This is a genomic window from Ornithinimicrobium cerasi (assembly GCF_003702705.1).
GTDB lineage: Bacteria > Actinomycetota > Actinomycetes > Actinomycetales > Dermatophilaceae > Ornithinicoccus > Ornithinicoccus cerasi.
Genome location: NZ_QZMN01000002.1, coordinates 164,203 through 181,250, shown reverse-complemented (window position 1 = coordinate 181,250; position 17,048 = coordinate 164,203). Strand labels below are relative to the sequence as shown.

The window sequence follows — 17,048 nt, the reverse complement described above, 5'->3', positions numbered from 1 at the left end:
GGGCGGGTGACCCCCGAGCAGCTCGCGCAGGCCCTCCACACCGTCCTGACCGACGCCGTCGCCGCCGGCGAGCTCGGCGTCGACGTCCCGGAACCCGGTGAGCTGCGCGTGGAGCGGCCCAGGAACCGCGAGCACGGGGACTGGTCGAGCAACGTGGCGCTCCAGCTGGCCAAGGGCGCGGGTATGCCGCCGCGCCAGCTCGCGGAGGCCGTCGCCTCGCGCCTCGGCCGGGTGGACGGCGTCGCTGCGGTGGAGGTCGCCGGCCCGGGCTTCCTCAACATCTCCCTCGACGCGGCGAGCGCCGGCGAACTGGCGCGGACCATCGTCGAGACCGGCGAGGCCTTCGGCCGCAACGACCTGATGGCCGGCCGGACGATCAACCTCGAGTTCGTCTCGGCGAACCCGACTGGTCCGCTGCACATCGGCCACACCCGCTGGGCCGCGCTCGGCGACGCGCTCCGCCGGCTGCTGACGGCCTGCGGCGCGGACGTGACGGCGGAGCACTACATCAACGACGCCGGCTCCCAGATGGACAAGTTCGGCGCCTCGATCGTCGCCACGGCGCGCGGGACCGAGGTGCCGGACGGCGGTTACTCCGGCGAGTGGATCGACCGGCTCGCCGAGCAGCTCCTCGCCGAGCGCCCCGACCTGCTCGACCTGCCGGAGGCGGAGTCGACGGCGCTGGCGCGGCAGCGCGGCTACGAGCTGCAGCTCTCCCAGATCCAGCAGACCCTGGCCGACTTCAACGTGCACTTCGACGTGTGGTTCAGCGAGAGGTCGTTGCACGAGAGCGGCAAGGTCGAGGAGGCGGTCGCCCGCCTGCGGGAGCAGGGGCACGTGTTCGACCTCGACGGTGCGGTCTGGCTGCGCACGACCGACTTCGGCGACGACCGGGACCGCGTCCTCATCCGCGCGAACGGGGAGCCCACCTACTTCGCGTCCGACTGCGCCTACTACCTGTCCAAGCGCGACCGTGGCTTCACCGAGAAGGTCTACATGCTCGGTGCCGACCACCACGGCTACGTGGGCCGGCTCAAGGCGATCGCCGCGTGCGCCGGGGACGACCCCGAGCGCAACATCGAGGTGCTCATCGGCCAGCTCATCAACATCCGCGGTGAGCGAATGGGCAAGCGGCGCGGCAACGCGCTGTTCCTGACCGACCTCCTGGAGTGGATCGGGGCCGACCCGGTGCGCTACAGCCTCGAGCGCTACCCGGCTGACTCGCCCCTGGACCTGGACGGGGAGGAGCTGCGCAAGCGCTCCAACGACAACCCGGTCTTCTACGTGCAGTACGCCCACGCACGGACCTGCAACGTGGCCCGCCTCGCCGGCGAGGACGGGGTGCACCGCGGGGACGGCTTCGACCCCTCGCTGCTCACCCACGGGACGGAGGCCGTGCTCCTCGCCGCTCTCGGTGACTTCCCGCGGGTGGTGACCCAGGCCGCCGAGCTGCGCGAGCCGCACCGGGTCGCCCGCTACCTCGAGGACCTCGCCGGACGTTTCCACAAGTGGTACGACGACTGCCGGGTGCGCCCGATGACGGCCGAGGAGGAGATCACCGACCTGCACCGCTCGCGGTTGTGGCTCAACGACGCCACGCGCCAGGTGCTCGCCAACGGACTCGGAATGCTCGGAGTGTCCGCACCCGAGCGCATGTGACCGGCACACCCGACCGACCCCGCTGCACACCCCTGGAGACCTGACGTGAGCCAGACCGTCCGCATCGCCCTGCTCGGGGCCGGCACCGTGGGTGCGGCCGTCGCCCGTCGCCTGTGCGACCCCCGGCGGGCCGACCTGTATGCCGTCCGGGTCGGCCGACCCCTGGAGCTGGTCGGGGTGGCGGTGCGGGACGCGACGCGGGCTCGTGACGGCATCGACCCGGCGCTGCTCACGGCAGACGCCTCGGGGCTGGTCGAGCGGGCGGACGTGGTCGTAGAGGTGATGGGCGGGCTGGACCCGGCCCCGGCGCTGCTGGAGCAGGCCATGCGCTGCGGTGCCCAGGTCGTCACCGCCAACAAGCAGCTGCTCGCGCAGCAGGGCCAAAGGCTCGAGGCACTGGCGGCCGAGCACGGGGTGGGGCTGGACTACGAGGCGGCCGTGATGGCGGCCATCCCGGTGGTGGCGGTGGTGCGTGATTCGCTCGCCGGGGACCTGGTGACCTCGATCTCAGGGATCGTCAACGGGTCGACCAACTACGTGCTCGACCTCGTCGCGCGCAAGGGGGTGGTCTTCGACGACGCGGTGCGCCAGGCTGGCGAGCTCGGCTACCTGGAGGCCGACCCGACGGAGGACCTCGAGGGGCTCGACGCGGCCGCCAAGATCGTGCTGCTCGCACGCGCGGCCTGGGGCGCCGACGTGTCGATCGACGACGTGCAGCGCACCGGGATCACGGGGCTGACCGACGACGACTTCGAGACCGCTGCCGCGAACGGCAAGATCATCAAGCTCGTCGCCTCAGCCTGGCGTTCCGGCCCGGCCGAGAACCCCCGGGTGGAGATGGGCGTCCGCCCCGTCGCCCTGCCGCAGGACGACCCGCTCGCCCAGGCGCGCGAGGGGGCCAACGTCGTCATCATCGAGGCCGAGTCCGCAGGCAGGCTGCGCCTGCACGGCGCCGGCGCCGGCGGCGAGGAGACCGCCTCGGCCGTCCTGGGTGACATCGTGCGGGCCGCGCGCCGCGTCGTGCGCCCCGCCTGACGGGGACGCGGCGTGCGCCCCGCCTGACCCGGACGCGCCGTGCGGCCCCGCCTCACCGGGACTCGCCGTGCACCCCGCCTGAGCAGGCCGCGCCGCCGGGGACGGGGCCCCGGCGGGATGGGGGGTGGACCGGATGTCGCGGATCGTCGATCAGGCCACCACGCAGCCCCGGAGCACGTGTCGCGCAACGGGCACATTCGAGAAAATCTCCGCGTCGTCGCAGGAACGGAGCGATCGTGCCCGTTCGGCGGAACACGTGCGGGGTGGAACGGAGCGATCGTGCCCGTTCGGCGGAACACGTGCGGGGCGGGACGGGCGGCGGCCGGGCGGGGCACCGGGCGGGACGGGACGGCTGCCCAGGGGTGCCGTGTTATCGTGAGCACGCTTCGTGAGCGGGCGGGATGATCGGTCGGCTCCGAAGCGTTCCGGCGCGGGGTGACGTCGCTCGACGTTCTCGCTGATCCACCATCCAGGCTGTGGCTGTCGAGCCAGGTCCTCTCCCCGCCGTTCACCTCGTTCGAGTGCCTCTCCAGGCCACGAACACCCAACCCAGGACCCCATGCTCGGCGATGGGCCGGAGCCAAGGGGGAAGGAAAAGAACGCGTGACTGATACCACCAACGCGACCAGGACCGGTTCGCTGAGCACGCTGCGCCTGGCCGAGCTGCAGCAGCTCGCCTCCAGCATGGGCATCACCGTGGACGCCAAGATGCGCAAGGCCGACCTGGTCTCCGCGATCCGCGGCCAGCACGGCGGCGCGAACGTCGGCGCCCGTGCGGGACGCTCGTCACGGGCGACCGACGCGAGCGTCGGCGCTCCGGCGGACACCGACGGCCGTCACCCTGCACACCAGACGCCCAGAGGCTCGGACGACGGCATCCCGGCGACCTCGTCGGAGGGCGGGGCCGCCCAGCTCGAGGCGGCGCTCGACCGTGCCCAGGCGCAGCGCGAGGGCGGCCGGCGCAGCCGGCGCGCAGGCTCCGACGCCGGGGCGCCCCGCGCCCGTCAGGAGCGGTCGGACCGTACGCAGGACCAGGACGGCACCACCGACACGGCTGACAACCGGCAGCAGGGCGAGCGCCGTCAGGACGACCGCCAGCAGAACGACCGCCAGCAGAACGACCGCCAGGGCCGTCAGGACGACCGGCAGCAGGGCGAGCGCCGTCAGGACGACCGCCAGCAGGGCGACCGTCAGCAGAACGACCGCCAGGGCCGTCAGGACGACCGTCAGCAGGGCGAGCGCGGTCAGGGCGACCGTCAGCAGGGCGACCGTCAGCAGGGCGAGCGCCGTCAGGACGACCGCCAGAACACCCAGGGTCAGCAGAACGACCGCCAGGGCTACCAGGACGACGACGACAGCGAGGGCGGCCGTCGCCGCCGACGGAGCCGTCAGCGCGGTCGCGATCGCAAGCGTGGCCGCAGCACCCCCATGGGTGGCGCGCCCGATCAGGCTGCCCCGCAGGAGGAGTCCTACTCCGAGGAGGACGTGCTCGTCCCCGTCGGCGGTGTGCTCGACCTGCTCGACTCCTACGCCTTCATCCGCACCACGGGCTACCTGCCGGGGCCGACCGACATCTACGTGCCGATCGGCATCGTCAAGAAGTTCGGCCTGCGCAAGGGCGACGCCGTCCAGGGCGCCATCAAGGCGCCCAAGGACGGGGAGGACAACCAGCACACCGTCTCCTCGACCGGCAACCGGCGCGACAAGGGCAAGTTCAGCGCCCTGGTGCGGCTCGACTCGGTCAACGGCCGCTCGCCGGACGAGGCTCGCAAGCGCCCGGACTTCTCCAAGCTGACCCCGCTCTACCCCCAGGAGCGGCTCCGCCTGGAGACCGACCAGAAGAACCTCACCACCCGGGTCATCGACCTCGTCGCGCCGATCGGCAAGGGCCAGCGTGGCCTGCTCGTCGCCCCGGCCAAGGCCGGCAAGACGCTGATCCTGCAGGCGCTGGCCAACGCGATCGTGACGAACAACCCCGAGTGCCACCTCATGGTCGTCCTCGTGGACGAGCGTCCGGAGGAGGTCACGGACATGGAGCGCGCGGTCAAGGGCGAGGTCATCTCCTCGACCTTCGACCGTCCGGCCGAGGACCACACCACGGTCGCGGAGCTGGCGATCGAGCGGGCCAAGCGACTGGTCGAGCTCGGCGGTGACGTGGTCGTGCTGCTCGACTCCATCACCCGGCTGGGCCGCGCCTACAACCTGGCCGCGCCCGCCTCGGGCCGGATCCTCTCCGGTGGTGTCGACTCCGCCGCGCTCTACCCGCCCAAGCGGTTCTTCGGCGCCGCCCGCAACATCGAGCACGGTGGCTCGCTCACCATCCTGGCCACCGCGCTCGTGGAGACCGGCTCGAAGATGGACGAGGTGATCTTCGAGGAGTTCAAGGGCACCGGCAACATGGAGCTCAAGCTCGACCGTGGGCTGGCCAACCGCCGCATCTTCCCGGCCGTCGACGTCAACTCCTCCGGCACCCGGCGCGAGGAGATCCTCATGGGCTCCGAGGAGCTCAAGGTGATGTGGAAGCTGCGTCGGGTGCTCTCCGCCCTCGACCAGCAGGCCGCCGTCGAGCTGCTCCTGGACCGGCTGCGCAAGACCAAGCACAACTACGAGTTCCTCACGCAGGTCCAGCAGACGAGCTCCATCAAGCTCGACGACGAGGACTGACCCGAGGAACGTCATACCGAAGTGCCCCCCGGCGGGATTTCCGTCAGGACCCGCCGGGGTGGCACAATGGACCGCTGGCCCACCGGTTCACGGCGCGCGCGAGGCGCTGCCGACCCGGGGGAGATCCCACCCAAGGAGAATCATGAAGAAGGACATCCACCCGGCCTACGTCGAGACCCAGGTCACCTGCACCTGCGGCGCGTCGTTCACCACCCGCAGCACCGCGACCTCCGGCAAGATCAGCGCCGACGTCTGCTCCAGCTGCCACCCGTTCTACACCGGCAAGCAGAAGATCCTCGACACCGGTGGCCGCGTCGCCCGCTTCCAGGAGCGTTACGGCAAGAAGGCCGGCAACTAGCTCCTCCGACGCCGGCCCCGCGACTGCTCGCGGGGTCGGCGTTCGCCGTTCCCGGCCCCGTCGCGACCGGCGTCCGCACCGCCCGCACTGCCCGCACCACAGGAGGTATGCCGTGTCCGCCTCCCCGTTCGCGTCGGCCCTCCCGCTGGTCGCCGAGCACGCCGACATCGAGGCGGCGCTGGCCGACCCCGCCGTTCACGCTGACCCGACCGCGCTCCGCCGGCTGAACAAGAGGTATGCCGCGCTCGCCCCCACGGTGGCGGCCTACCGCGCCTGGGAGCGGGCCGCCGACGACCTGGCGACCGCCCGGGAGCTGGGCGCCGACGACCCCGGCCTCGCCGAGGAGGTGCCCGGGCTGCAGCGGGTGGCGGAGGACGCCGCCGAGGTGCTGCGCCGCCAGCTCGTGCCCCGCGACCCCGACGACGACCGCGACGTCATCCTCGAGGTCAAGGCGGGGGAGGGTGGCGAGGAGTCGGCGCTCTTCGCCGGGGACCTCATGCGCATGTACCTGCGCTACGCCGAGCGGCGGGGGTGGCGCACGCAGCTGCTGGACGCGACGGTCTCCGACCTCGGGGGTTACAAGGACGCCCGGGTGGCCATCGCGGCGACCGGCACGCCCGGTGCGGGTGAGGCCCCGTGGGCGCGGCTGAAGTACGAGGGCGGCGTGCACCGCGTGCAGCGCGTGCCGGTGACGGAGAGCCAGGGGCGCATCCACACCTCGGCGGCGGGCGTGCTCGTCATGCCCGACATCGACGACCCCACCGAGGTCGCGGTCGACCCCAACGACCTGAAGATCGACGTCTTCCGCTCCTCAGGACCGGGCGGGCAGTCGGTCAACACCACCGACTCGGCGGTGCGGATCACCCACCTGCCGACCGGGCTGGTCGTCTCCTGCCAGAACGAGAAGTCCCAGCTGCAGAACAAGGAGTCGGCGCTGCGCGTCCTGCGCGCCCGGCTGCACCAGATCGCCGTCGAGGAGGCCGAGGCCGCCGCGAGCGAGCAGCGCCGCAGCCAGGTCCGCACCGTCGACCGCAGCGAGCGCATCCGGACCTACAACTTCCCCGAGAACCGCATCGCCGACCACCGCACGGGCTTCAAGGCCTACAACCTGGACCACGTCCTCGACGGCGACCTCGACCCGGTCGTGCAGTCCGCGGTCGAGGCCGACGAGGCCGCGCGTCTCGGCGCGGTCCAGGGATGAGGGGGCGCGTGCCGGACCTCACCCGCCCGGCGGGACCGTGGTGGACCGGTGTCGCTCCCACGACACCGATCCACCACGGCGAGGACCGGACGGGGCCCGGCCGGCACCGTCGGCCCCGGGCTGGACGCCCGTGACGCTCGACCGTCTGCTCCGGGCCGCAGCCGCCCGGCTCGCCGCGGCGGGGGTGCCCAGCCCGGCGGTCGACGCCGAGCTGCTGCTCGCCCACGTGCTGCGGCGCGACCTCGCGGACCTGCGGCGCGCCCGGCTCCTCGGGGAGCCGCTGCCGGACGGGGAGCACGGGGCCACGGCGACGGCATACCAGGGGCTGGTGGCGCGCCGCGCCGCGCGGGTTCCGCTGCAGCACCTCACCGGCACGGCGCACTTCGCCGGGCTCGACCTCTCCGTCGGACCGGGGGTCTTCGTGCCCCGGCCCGAGACCGAGGTGATGGTCGAGCTGGCGCTCTCCGCGCTCGAGGGGATCGAGCGGCCGACGGTCGTCGACCTGTGCACCGGCTCGGGCGCGGTCGCCCTCGCGCTCGCCTCGCGCCGCCCCGACAGCCGGGTCGGGGCCGTCGAGCTCTCGGTGGAGGCGCACCGGTATGCCGCCGCGAACGTCCGCTCCACCGGGCTCGGCGTCGACCTGCGGCTGGGACCGGCGCAGGAGTCGTTCGGTGACTGGGCGGGGGAGGTGCACGTGGTGACGAGCAACCCCCCCTACATCCCCCCCGGTGCGGTGCCCGTCGACGTCGAGGTGCGCGAGCACGACCCGGAGCTGGCGCTCTACGGCGGCGGCGAGGACGGGCTGGACATCCCTCGCGAGGTGGCGGCCCGGGCGGCGGACCTGCTGCGGACCGGCGGCGTCCTGCTGATGGAGCACGCCGACGTGCAGGGCCGGACCCTGCCGGCCACGCTCATGGCGACAGGGGACTGGGCGAGCGTCGAGGACCACCGGGACCTGGCGGGGCTGCCCCGGGTGACGAGGGCGGTCCGGGCCGGCCGCCCCTGACGTCCTGCCCGGGAGTCACGACGGCCCCCGTCCCCGGAGGGAGGAGGGCCGTCGCTCGGAGCGGGGCGATCAGAGGATGTAGATCAGCAGGGCAATGATGAGCAGCACGCCCACGATCGTCCAGATCAGTCCACTTCCACGCATGACGTCACTCTCCCTTGTGTCGTCGACGGCGCGGGGTGCGCCATCGGCTTACCGCACCACTCTTGAGGAGCGGTCGGCGGAACGCAACTCTAGATGACCTGCGGCAACCGACAGCGACGACGTGTCGGAGGGGTGCAGGTGCGACACTGGTCCACGCCGGTCCGGCGGCAGCGCCGGGGCCGCAGACCGTCAGCCACCGCACCGTCAGGACCCGACCGGAGGACCCATGGCCGGCTCGCCGCTGCAGGACCGCCTGCTCGACTGCACCGACCCCGCACGTCGTGGCGACGCCATGACCCGCGCGGCGGAGGCGGTCGGCGCCGGCAAGGTCGTCGTGCTGCCGACGGACACCGTGTACGGCGTGGGCGCGGACGCCTTCGACGTGGTGGCTGTGGCGATGGTGCTGGCGGCCAAGCACCGGGGTCGGGAGATGCCGCCGCCGGTGCTCGTGCCCAGCCCCCGCACCGTCGACGGGCTGGCGATCGACGTGCCGATGTACGCCAAGATCCTCATGCGGCAGTTCTGGCCGGGTCCGCTCACCGTGGTGCTGCGCGCGCAGCCGTCGCTGCGGTGGGACCTGGGGGAGACGAACGGCACGGTCGCGCTGCGGATGCCCGACGACGACGTCGCCCTCACCCTGCTCACCGAGGTGGGCCCGATGGCGGTCACCAGCGCCAACCTCACCGGGCAGCCGGCCGCCACGACGGGGCAGGAGGCCATGGACCAGCTCGGCGGGGCGGTCGCCGTCTATCTCGACGACGGTCCCCGCACCGGGGGGCTGCCCTCGACGATCGTGGACTGCACGGGGGAGGAGCCCGTGCTCCTGCGCGTCGGGGCGCTGTCGCCCGAGGAGATCCGGGGCGTCCTCGGCACGACCGTCCTGCACGACGCGCCGCCGGTGGCCCCGGAGGGGGAGCCGCAGGAGGACGGCGGCGCGGAGCCGCAGGAGGACGGCGGCGCGGACGCGCAGGAGGACGTGCGGCTCGAGCCGCAGGGGGACTCCAGGGCGGACGCGCAGCAGGACGTGCGGGCGGAGTCGCAGGAGGCGACGGCCGACGAACCGCCGCCCGCGGAGACGCACGCCCGCCTCGTCGGCGGGATCCTGCCCAGCGGCGTGCCGGTGCCCGCGAGCGCCGTGCGCACCCTCGCGCCCTGACGTCTCGGCGACGACCGGACCCCCTACAGTGGGGCGCATGACCGCTGTGACGCCCGACACCTACTACGGCCCCGACTTCGGCGCGCTGCTGGACCAGGACCCCGAGATCGCCGGCCTCCTCGTCTCCGAGCTCGACCGCCAGCGCAGCGGCCTGCAGCTCATCGCCAGCGAGAACCAGACCAGCCCGGCCGTTCTGGCCGCCCTCGGCTCGACGCTGTCGAACAAGTACGCCGAGGGTTACGCCCACGCCCGCTACTACGGCGGGTGCGCCGAGGTCGACAAGGTGGAGGACCTGGCCGTCGAGCGGGCCAAGGCGTTGTTCGGCGCCGACCACGCCAACGTCCAGCCGCACTCCGGGGCGAGCGCCAACATCGCGGTCTACGGCGCCTTCGCCAAGCCCGGTGACACGGTGCTGGCGATGTCGCTCGACCACGGCGGCCACCTCACGCACGGCTTCAAGGTCAGCTTCTCGGGGAAGTGGTTCGACGCGGTGCACTACGGCGTCGCCGAGGACACCGAGGACATCGACTACGACCAGGTCGAGCGCCTCGCCAAGGAGCACCGGCCGAAGATCATCCTCGCGGGCGGCTCGGCCATCCCCCGGCTCATCGACTTCGAGCGCTTCCGCGCGATCGCCGACGAGGTCGGAGCGATCTTCTGGGTCGACGCCGCGCACTTCATCGGCCTGGTCGCCGGCAAGGCGATCCCCAGCCCGGTTCCGCACGCGGACGTCGTCTCCTTCACCACCCACAAGGTGCTGCGCGGCCCCCGCGGCGGCGCGATCGTCTGCAAGGAGGAGCACGCGAAGAAGATCGACCGCGCCGTCTTCCCGATGATGCAGGGCGGGCCGCTGATGCACGGCGTGGCCGGCAAGGCCGTCAACTTCCTGGAGTGCTCGACACCGGAGTACCAGACCTACGCGCAGCAGGTCATCGACAACGCCCGGGTGCTCGCCGAGACCCTGGGCGAGCACGGCATCCGCCCGATCACGGGTGGCACCGACACCCACCTCTCGCTGCACGACCTCCGCGGCGTCGGGGTCACCGGTGTCGACGCGGAGGGCCGCTGCGACGCGGCCGGCATCGTGCTCAACAAGAACGCCATCCCGTTCGACCCGGAGAAGCCCAACGTGGCCTCCGGCATCCGCGTCGGCAGCCCCTCCCTGACCACCCAGGGCATGGGCACCGAGGAGATGCGGACCGTCGCCAAGCTGATCGCCCGGGCCGTCACCGAGGGTGACACCGACCCGGAGCACGCGGTGTCCCGCGAGGTGCGTGCCGAGGTCGGCGAGCTGATGGCGCGCTTCCCCGCCTACCCCGAGCCCCCGGCGCGCTGAGCCCGACAGGCTCAGACCCGGGCACCGGACGACACCCGGGTATGCCCAGGGCCGGGTGAGACCACATGCGCGAGTTCCTCATGGTGCTGCTCACGGCGGCGGTCGTGACCTACCTGGCCACACCGCTGGTGCGTCTCCTCGCGCTGCGGGTCGGCGCGATCACCGCGGTGCGCGACCGCGACGTGCACACGGTGCCGATCCCGCGGCTGGGCGGAGTCGCGATGCTGGCGGGCTTCGCCGCGGCGGTGGTGCTGGGTCGGGAGCTGCCCTACCACGGCCAGCTCTTCGCGTCCTCGCCCCAGCTCTATGGCGTCCTGCTGGGGGCGGTGATCATCACCCTGCTCGGCGCGGTCGACGACGTCCGCGAGCTCGACTGGATGACCAAGATGGCCGGTCAGGTGATCGCCGGCGGGGTGATGGCGTTCTTCGGGGTCCGGTTGCTCTCGCTGCCGATCGGGGGCGTCACCTACCTGCCGGAGCCGGTGATGGTCACCCTGACCATCCTCGTCGTCGTCGTCTCGACCAACGCGGTGAACTTCATCGACGGGCTCGACGGGCTGGCGGCGGGGGTGGTGCTCATCGCCTCGACCGCCTTCTTCGGCTGGTGCTACCTGGTCAGCCAGAACTTCGACCCGCCCAACGTCTTCTCGATGGCGACGTTCATCAGCGCCGCCCTCATGGGGGTCTGCCTGGGCTTCCTGCCGCACAACTTCCACCCCGCCCGGCTCTTCATGGGCGACGCCGGGGCGCTCCTGCTCGGCCTGCTCCTCGCGGCGGCGACCATCTCCATGACCGGGTCGGTCGACCCCAGCTCCTCGCTGGCGAGCGCCTCGGCGGCAACCGCCATCTTCCTGCCCCTGGCCATCCCGGTCGCCATCCTGGCGCTGCCCTTCCTCGACATCGTGCTCGCCGTGCTGCGGCGCACCCGGGCCGGCCAGCTGCCGTGGAAGCCGGACCGGGGGCACCTGCACCACCGGATGCTCGACATCGGGCACAGCCACCGCCGGGCCGTCATCCTGCTCTACCTGTGGTCGCTGCTCATCGCGGCCGGCACCGTCTCGTTCGCCTACCTCCCGCCGTGGGCGTCGGCGCTGGGCATCGTCGCGACGCTGGCGCTGGCGACCCTGCTCACCCGGCCCAGGAGCGGGCGCGTGGCGGCGGGCGTCTGAGCCTCCCCCTCCCCTCTTCTCACAGGGGCCGAGTCCTGCTTCCCGGTGGATGCATCCGCCCCGTCGCAGGACTCGCGGCTGTGAGTCGGGGAGGTGCTTGTGATAACTTTCACAAGACCTCGACGCCGCCAGCCACCGGGAGCCACCGCATGACCGCAGCCGCACCGCCGCGCCCCGCGCGAACGCCGCTGCGCTCGATGCTCGTCGGCGGGCTGGTCCCGACGCTCCCCCTGGTCGTGGTCGTCCCGCTGCTCACCTGGGCCGCCGCGGGGGAGTGGGCGGCCGTGTCCGCCCTGCTGGGGGCGGTCATCTCGATCGTCGTCTTCGTCCTCGGCGTGGTCGGCATCCGCGGCGTGCTGGCGGGACCCACCGCGAGCACCATGGCCGGGGCGTTCGGCGTCTTCGTGCTGCAGATGGTCGTGCTCGCGGCGGTCATCTGGTCGCTGGCCCAGACCACCTGGCTCGAGGTCGTGCCGCTCGCCGTCGCGTTCGTCATCGTCGGGCTCGTCTTCCAGGCGGGGCTCGTGGTCGGCTTCCTGCGGGCCCGCGCCGAGCTGGACGTCGACCTGCCGGGGGACCCCCGATGAGCTACCCCGAGCCCGAGGTCGAGGGCATGGCCCGGCAGACCGACGTGGGCTACGCCGTGATCGGCTACCTCCTGGCCGGCCCGCTCACCTTCGGGCTGATCGGGCTGCTCCTGGACTGGTGGCTGGACACCCGTTTCCTGCTCCCCGTGGGCGTGCTGGCAGGCATGGGCCTGTCGATGTACTCCATCTGGCTCAGGTACGGTAGGTCATGACGTCGGTGTCCCCGCCGGACCCCGCCCGGTCCAGGCCTGTGCCGAGCACGCCCCGACGCCCGTAGACAACCCTGTGGAGGAGAACGCGTGAGTGCGACCATGGCGGCCGTAGGCCTCGTCCTGCCGATGGCCGAGGAGGGCGAGAGTCACTTCCCGCCCACGCCGGGCGACTTCTGGCAGCCGATGTTCGCCATCCCGGGCACCGAGTACTTCTTCACCCGCCCGATGGCCCTCGTGCTGATCGCCACCGTCGCTCTCATGGTCTGGCTGCAGCTGACCACCCGCCGTGCCGCCGTCGTGCCCGGCAAGGGCCAGTGGGTGACCGAGCAGGTCTACAACTTCGCCCGCAACGGGATCGCCCGCGACATGATCGGCAGCCGCGACTTCATGCGGTTCGTGCCCTTCCTCTTCGCGCTGTTCACCTTCATCCTGCTGAACAACCTCTTCGGCATCGTCCCGCCGTTCCAGAACCCGCCGATGGCCCGGATCGGCTTCCCGCTCGGCCTGACCCTCATCGTCTACGTCGTCTACCACTGGGTCGGTCTGCGGCACAAGGGTGGCGTCGGCCCCTACCTCGCCTCGATGCTGCCCAGCGGGCTGCCCGGCTGGATCAAGCCGTTCATCCTTCTCCTGGAGCTCATCACCTTCTTCATCACCCGCCCGCTGACGCTCGCCCTGCGACTCTTCGGCAACATGTTCGCCGGGCACATGCTGCTCGTCGTCTTCATCGTCGGCGGCTGGTACCTCTTCAAGACCTTCGAGCCCGGCCTCATGCTCGTGGCGATCCCCGCCTGGATCCTCGGTGCCATGCTGACCGTGTTCGAGGGTCTGATCCAGTTCCTGCAGGCCTACGTCTTCACCCTCCTGGCCGCCTCCTACATCGGCGGCGCGCTCGCGGACGAGCACTGAGCCCGTCCCTCCCCGTTCCCACAACTGAATACGCACGACAACGCTCCGGCGCCCTCCCCGCGGCGCCGGGACCACACACAGAAAGAGATTCGACGTGACTGGTGACATCACCCTCCTCGGCTACGGCCTCTCCACCATCGGGCCGGCCATCGCCGTGGGTCTGATCTTCGCGGCCTACATCAACGGTGTCGCGCGCCAGCCCGAGGCGCAGGGCAAGCTCCAGCCGATCGCCATCCTGGGCTTCGCGCTGGCCGAGGCCCTGGCCATCTTCGGCCTGGTCCTCTTCTTCATCGCCTTCTTCGTCGGCTGACCATCCCGCCCGTCCAGACCCGTCCCGCAGCAGCCCCGCGACCCGCGGGGACGGCTGATGGACACCTACACGTGAGGAGCCGCTCGTGGAGTTCACCACGATCGCGTCGGGCGTCCTGATGGCGTCGTCCGAGGAGGCCGAGCCGGTGGGCGCCGGGGAGAACGCCATCCCGATCCTGCCCTACCTGCCGGAGCTGATCTTCGGCCTGATCATGTTCGGGATCTTCTACTGGTTCGTCGCCACGAAGGTCGTCCCGAACCTCGAGCGTGCCTACGGCGAGCGCCGCGCGGCGATCGAGGGCGGCATGGCCGCGGCCGAGCAGGCCCAGGCCGAGGCGGACGCCGCCAAGAAGCAGTACGAGGACCAGCTCTCCGAGGCCCGTGCCGAGGCGGCCCGCATCCGCGAGCACGCCAAGGAGCAGGGCGCGCAGATCGTCGCCGAGATGCGGGGCCAGGCGCAGTCCGAGGCGGCGCGCATCACCGACACCGCGCACAAGCAGATCGAGGCCGAGCGTCAGCAGGCCATGGTCCAGCTGCGCGGCGAGGTGGGCGCGATCTCCACCGACCTGGCCAGCAAGATCGTCGGTGAGTCGCTGCACGACGAGACGCGCCAGCGCGGCATCGTCGACCGGTTCCTGGCCGACCTGGAGTCCGGGGCCATCGCGCCCCAGCGGCTGGACGCCCGCAGCGAGCGGGGCCGGTGATGGAGACCTCCGCGTTCCGCCGGGCCTACTCCGAGGCCGAGGCGGCCCTGGAGGAGGTCCTGCGGGCCGACGGGATCGACGTGGCGCTGCGGGTGGCGGAGGAGCTGTGGGCCGTCGCCCGCCTCGTCGACGGCACGCCGACGCTGCGCCGCAACCTGGCCGACCCCTCCCGGGAGGGTGCCGACCGGGCGGCTCTCGCGCAGGGGCTGCTCACCGGCAAGGTCCACGGGAACTCGCTGCACATCGTGCGTGCCGTGGTGGCCCAGCGCTGGCCCGCCGCGGGAGACCTCGGCCTCGCCCTGGAGCGGCTCGGCGTGGAGGCCGTCATGGCCCACGCCCAGCACGAGGGCCGGCTGGGCCAGGTGGAGGACGAGCTGTTCCGGTTCGACCGGATCGTCGGCGCCACCCCGGACCTGCAGGCGGCGCTGGCGGACCGTCGGGCCGACGCGCAGGCCAAGGGTGCGCTCGTGGAGCGTCTCCTGTCGGTGCGCACCGCGCCCCAGACCGTGCGCCTGGCCAAGCAGGCCGTCGCCGGTGTGCGCGGCCGCCGCTTCGACCTCACCGTCGCGTCCTTCCTGGAGCAGGCCGCCGCCCGGCAGGACCAGGTCAGCGCGACGGTCACCACGGCCGTGCCGCTCTCGGCGACGCAGCTCGACCGCCTGGAGGCCGCGCTGAGCAGCCAGTACGGCCGGCAGATCCACACCAACGTGATCATCGACGAGGGCGTCGTCGGTGGCATCCGCGTGGAGATCGGCGACGAGATCATCGACGGCACCGTCGGTCACCGGCTGGTGGAGGCCCGCCGCCAGATGACCAGCTGAGCCCACCCCCTACCCCGCCCCGACAGAGACCCGGCCGCGCGAGCGGACCGACGACGAGGAGACAGACATGACGGAGCTTTCCATCCGTCCGGAAGAGATCCGCGACGCACTGGACCAGTTCGTCCAGTCCTACGAGCCGAGCGCCGCCTCCCGCGAGGAGGTCGGGCGCGTCGTCGACGCCAGCGACGGCATCGCCCACGTCGAGGGCCTGCCCTCGGTCATGACCAACGAGCTGCTGGAGTTCGAGGACGGCACCCTCGGTCTGGCGCTGAACCTCGACGTCCACGAGGTCGGTGTCATCGTCCTGGGTGACTTCTCCGGCCTCGAGGAGGGCCAGGACGTGCGCCGCACCGGCGAGGTCCTGTCCGTCGCCGTGGGCGACGCCTACCTCGGCCGCGTGGTCAACCCGCTGGGCGCCCCGATCGACGGGCTCGGCCCGATCGAGACCGACGAGCGTCGCGCGCTGGAGCTGCAGGCTCCCGGCGTGATGGCCCGCAAGTCGGTCCACGAGCCGCTGCAGACGGGCATCAAGGCGATCGACGCGATGATCCCGGTCGGCCGCGGCCAGCGTCAGCTGATCATCGGCGACCGACAGACCGGCAAGACCACGGTCGCCGTCGACACCATCCTCAACCAGCGCGCCAACTGGGAGTCCGGCGACCCGGAGAAGCAGGTCCGCTGCATCTACGTCGCCATCGGCCAGAAGGGGTCGACGATCGCCTCGGTGCGCGCGACCCTCGAGGAGGCCGGCGCGCTGGACTACACGACGATCGTGGCGGCCCCCGCCTCGGACGCCGCGGGCTTCAAGTACCTCGCCCCCTACACCGGCTCGGCCATCGGCCAGCACTGGATGTACCAGGGCAAGCACGTCCTCATCGTCTTCGACGACCTGTCCAAGCAGGCCGAGGCCTACCGCGCCGTGTCCCTCCTGCTGCGCCGCCCGCCGGGCCGCGAGGCCTACCCGGGCGACGTGTTCTACCTGCACTCGCGGCTGCTGGAGCGGTGCGCCAAGCTCTCCGACGAGATGGGTGCCGGTTCGATGACCGGGCTGCCGATCATCGAGACCAAGGCCGGTGACGTCTCGGCCTACATCCCGACCAACGTCATCTCCATCACCGACGGCCAGATCTACCTGCAGTCGGACCTCTTCAACTCCAACGTCCGCCCGGCGATCGACGTGGGCGTCTCCGTGTCCCGCGTCGGTGGTGCCGCGCAGATCAAGGCGATGAAGTCGGTCTCGGGCCGCCTCAAGGTGGACCTCGCGCAGTTCCGCGAGATGGAGGCGTTCGCCATGTTCGCCTCCGACCTGGACGCCGCGTCCAAGGCGCAGCTCGAGCGCGGTGCCCGCATGGTCGAGATCCTCAAGCAGCCGCAGTCCTCCCCGGTCCCGGTCGAGGAGCAGGTCGCGATCATCTGGGCCGGCACCAACGGTCACCTCGACTCGGTCCCCGTCTCCGACGTGCGCCGGTTCGAGTCCGAGTGGGTCGACTACCTTCGCCGCGAGCAGGACGGCCTGCTCGCCGGCGTCCGCGAGAGCGGCAAGCTCGGCGACGACACCGAGGCGTCCCTGGTCGAGGCCATGGCGGCCTTCAAGCAGGAGTTCGCCCCGGACGACAGCCACGAGGTGCACGCCGGCTCCAACGAGGACGACGACAACATCGACGCCCTCCCCGAGGACGACATCGACCAGGAGCAGATCACCGTCCAGCGCCGCTGAGGCGAGGGGGTATGCCGTGGCTCGCGCCACGGCATACCCCGCCGGACCGCAGATCAGAGAC

The 17,048-nt window shown here is 72.0% G+C and carries 16 protein-coding genes; all 16 read left to right on the top strand.

What is annotated here, in order from left to right:
- Nucleotides 1-6 precede the first annotated feature (6 nt).
- The 16 genes from argS to atpA all read left to right on the top strand — a co-directional run bounded on the left by argS (nucleotide 7) and on the right by atpA (nucleotide 16,987).
- On the top strand, nucleotides 7-1,659 hold the full coding sequence (gene argS / locus D4B81_RS02755; protein WP_122260978.1) for an arginine--tRNA ligase: 1,653 nt from the start codon (nucleotides 7-9) through the stop codon (nucleotides 1,657-1,659).
- A 45-nt stretch (nucleotides 1,660-1,704) separates the two neighbouring features.
- Nucleotides 1,705-2,694: a homoserine dehydrogenase gene (locus tag D4B81_RS02750; RefSeq protein WP_122260977.1), complete on the top strand. Its 990-nt coding sequence runs from the start codon at nucleotides 1,705-1,707 to the stop codon at nucleotides 2,692-2,694.
- A gap of 603 nt (nucleotides 2,695-3,297) precedes the next feature.
- Nucleotides 3,298-5,358 (top strand): transcription termination factor Rho, encoded by a 2,061-nt coding sequence (gene rho / locus D4B81_RS02745; RefSeq protein WP_122260976.1) that lies wholly within the window; start codon nucleotides 3,298-3,300, stop codon nucleotides 5,356-5,358.
- Nucleotides 5,359-5,500: 142 nt separating this feature from the next.
- On the top strand, nucleotides 5,501-5,716 hold the full coding sequence (rpmE, locus tag D4B81_RS02740) for a 50S ribosomal protein L31 (RefSeq protein WP_122260975.1): 216 nt from the start codon (nucleotides 5,501-5,503) through the stop codon (nucleotides 5,714-5,716).
- A gap of 112 nt (nucleotides 5,717-5,828) precedes the next feature.
- Nucleotides 5,829-6,917 carry a peptide chain release factor 1 gene (gene prfA / locus D4B81_RS02735; RefSeq protein WP_122260974.1) on the top strand — a complete coding sequence of 363 codons (1,089 nt, stop codon included), beginning with the start codon at nucleotides 5,829-5,831 and terminating at the stop codon, nucleotides 6,915-6,917.
- Nucleotides 6,918-7,047: 130 nt separating this feature from the next.
- The gene (prmC, locus tag D4B81_RS02730; RefSeq protein WP_122260973.1) at nucleotides 7,048-7,923 is read left to right on the top strand and encodes a peptide chain release factor N(5)-glutamine methyltransferase; all 876 of its coding nucleotides are present in this window, start codon (nucleotides 7,048-7,050) and stop codon (nucleotides 7,921-7,923) included.
- A gap of 370 nt (nucleotides 7,924-8,293) precedes the next feature.
- Complete coding sequence (locus tag D4B81_RS02725) at nucleotides 8,294-9,223, top strand: L-threonylcarbamoyladenylate synthase (protein WP_122260972.1); 930 nt, start codon at nucleotides 8,294-8,296, stop codon at nucleotides 9,221-9,223.
- Nucleotides 9,224-9,260: 37 nt separating this feature from the next.
- The gene (locus tag D4B81_RS02720) at nucleotides 9,261-10,559 is read left to right on the top strand and encodes a serine hydroxymethyltransferase (RefSeq protein WP_122260971.1); all 1,299 of its coding nucleotides are present in this window, start codon (nucleotides 9,261-9,263) and stop codon (nucleotides 10,557-10,559) included.
- 65 nt (nucleotides 10,560-10,624) lie between these two features.
- Entirely contained in the window at nucleotides 10,625-11,728 is a 1,104-nt protein-coding gene (locus tag D4B81_RS02715; protein ID WP_097186948.1) for a glycosyltransferase family 4 protein, read from the top strand.
- A 149-nt stretch (nucleotides 11,729-11,877) separates the two neighbouring features.
- Nucleotides 11,878-12,315, top strand: a complete 438-nt coding sequence (locus D4B81_RS02710; protein ID WP_122260970.1) for a hypothetical protein — start codon at nucleotides 11,878-11,880, stop codon at nucleotides 12,313-12,315.
- Nucleotides 12,312-12,527 (top strand): hypothetical protein, encoded by a 216-nt coding sequence (locus tag D4B81_RS02705; protein ID WP_097186946.1) that lies wholly within the window; start codon nucleotides 12,312-12,314, stop codon nucleotides 12,525-12,527. The genes D4B81_RS02710 and D4B81_RS02705 overlap by 4 nt, the downstream gene beginning before the upstream one ends.
- Nucleotides 12,528-12,614: 87 nt before the next feature.
- Complete coding sequence (gene atpB / locus D4B81_RS02700) at nucleotides 12,615-13,436, top strand: F0F1 ATP synthase subunit A (protein WP_237565769.1); 822 nt, start codon at nucleotides 12,615-12,617, stop codon at nucleotides 13,434-13,436.
- A 94-nt stretch (nucleotides 13,437-13,530) separates the two neighbouring features.
- A complete protein-coding gene (locus D4B81_RS02695; protein WP_075957433.1) occupies nucleotides 13,531-13,746 on the top strand; it encodes an ATP synthase F0 subunit C in 216 nt (71 codons plus the stop codon).
- A 118-nt stretch (nucleotides 13,747-13,864) separates the two neighbouring features.
- A complete protein-coding gene (locus D4B81_RS02690; protein ID WP_122261118.1) occupies nucleotides 13,865-14,449 on the top strand; it encodes a F0F1 ATP synthase subunit B in 585 nt (194 codons plus the stop codon).
- Nucleotides 14,449-15,270 carry a F0F1 ATP synthase subunit delta gene (locus D4B81_RS02685; protein WP_122260969.1) on the top strand — a complete coding sequence of 274 codons (822 nt, stop codon included), beginning with the start codon at nucleotides 14,449-14,451 and terminating at the stop codon, nucleotides 15,268-15,270. The genes D4B81_RS02690 and D4B81_RS02685 overlap by 1 nt, the downstream gene beginning before the upstream one ends.
- Nucleotides 15,271-15,337: 67 nt before the next feature.
- A complete protein-coding gene (gene atpA, locus D4B81_RS02680) occupies nucleotides 15,338-16,987 on the top strand; it encodes a F0F1 ATP synthase subunit alpha (protein WP_122260968.1) in 1,650 nt (549 codons plus the stop codon).
- The last annotated feature ends 61 nt before the right edge of the window (nucleotides 16,988-17,048 follow it).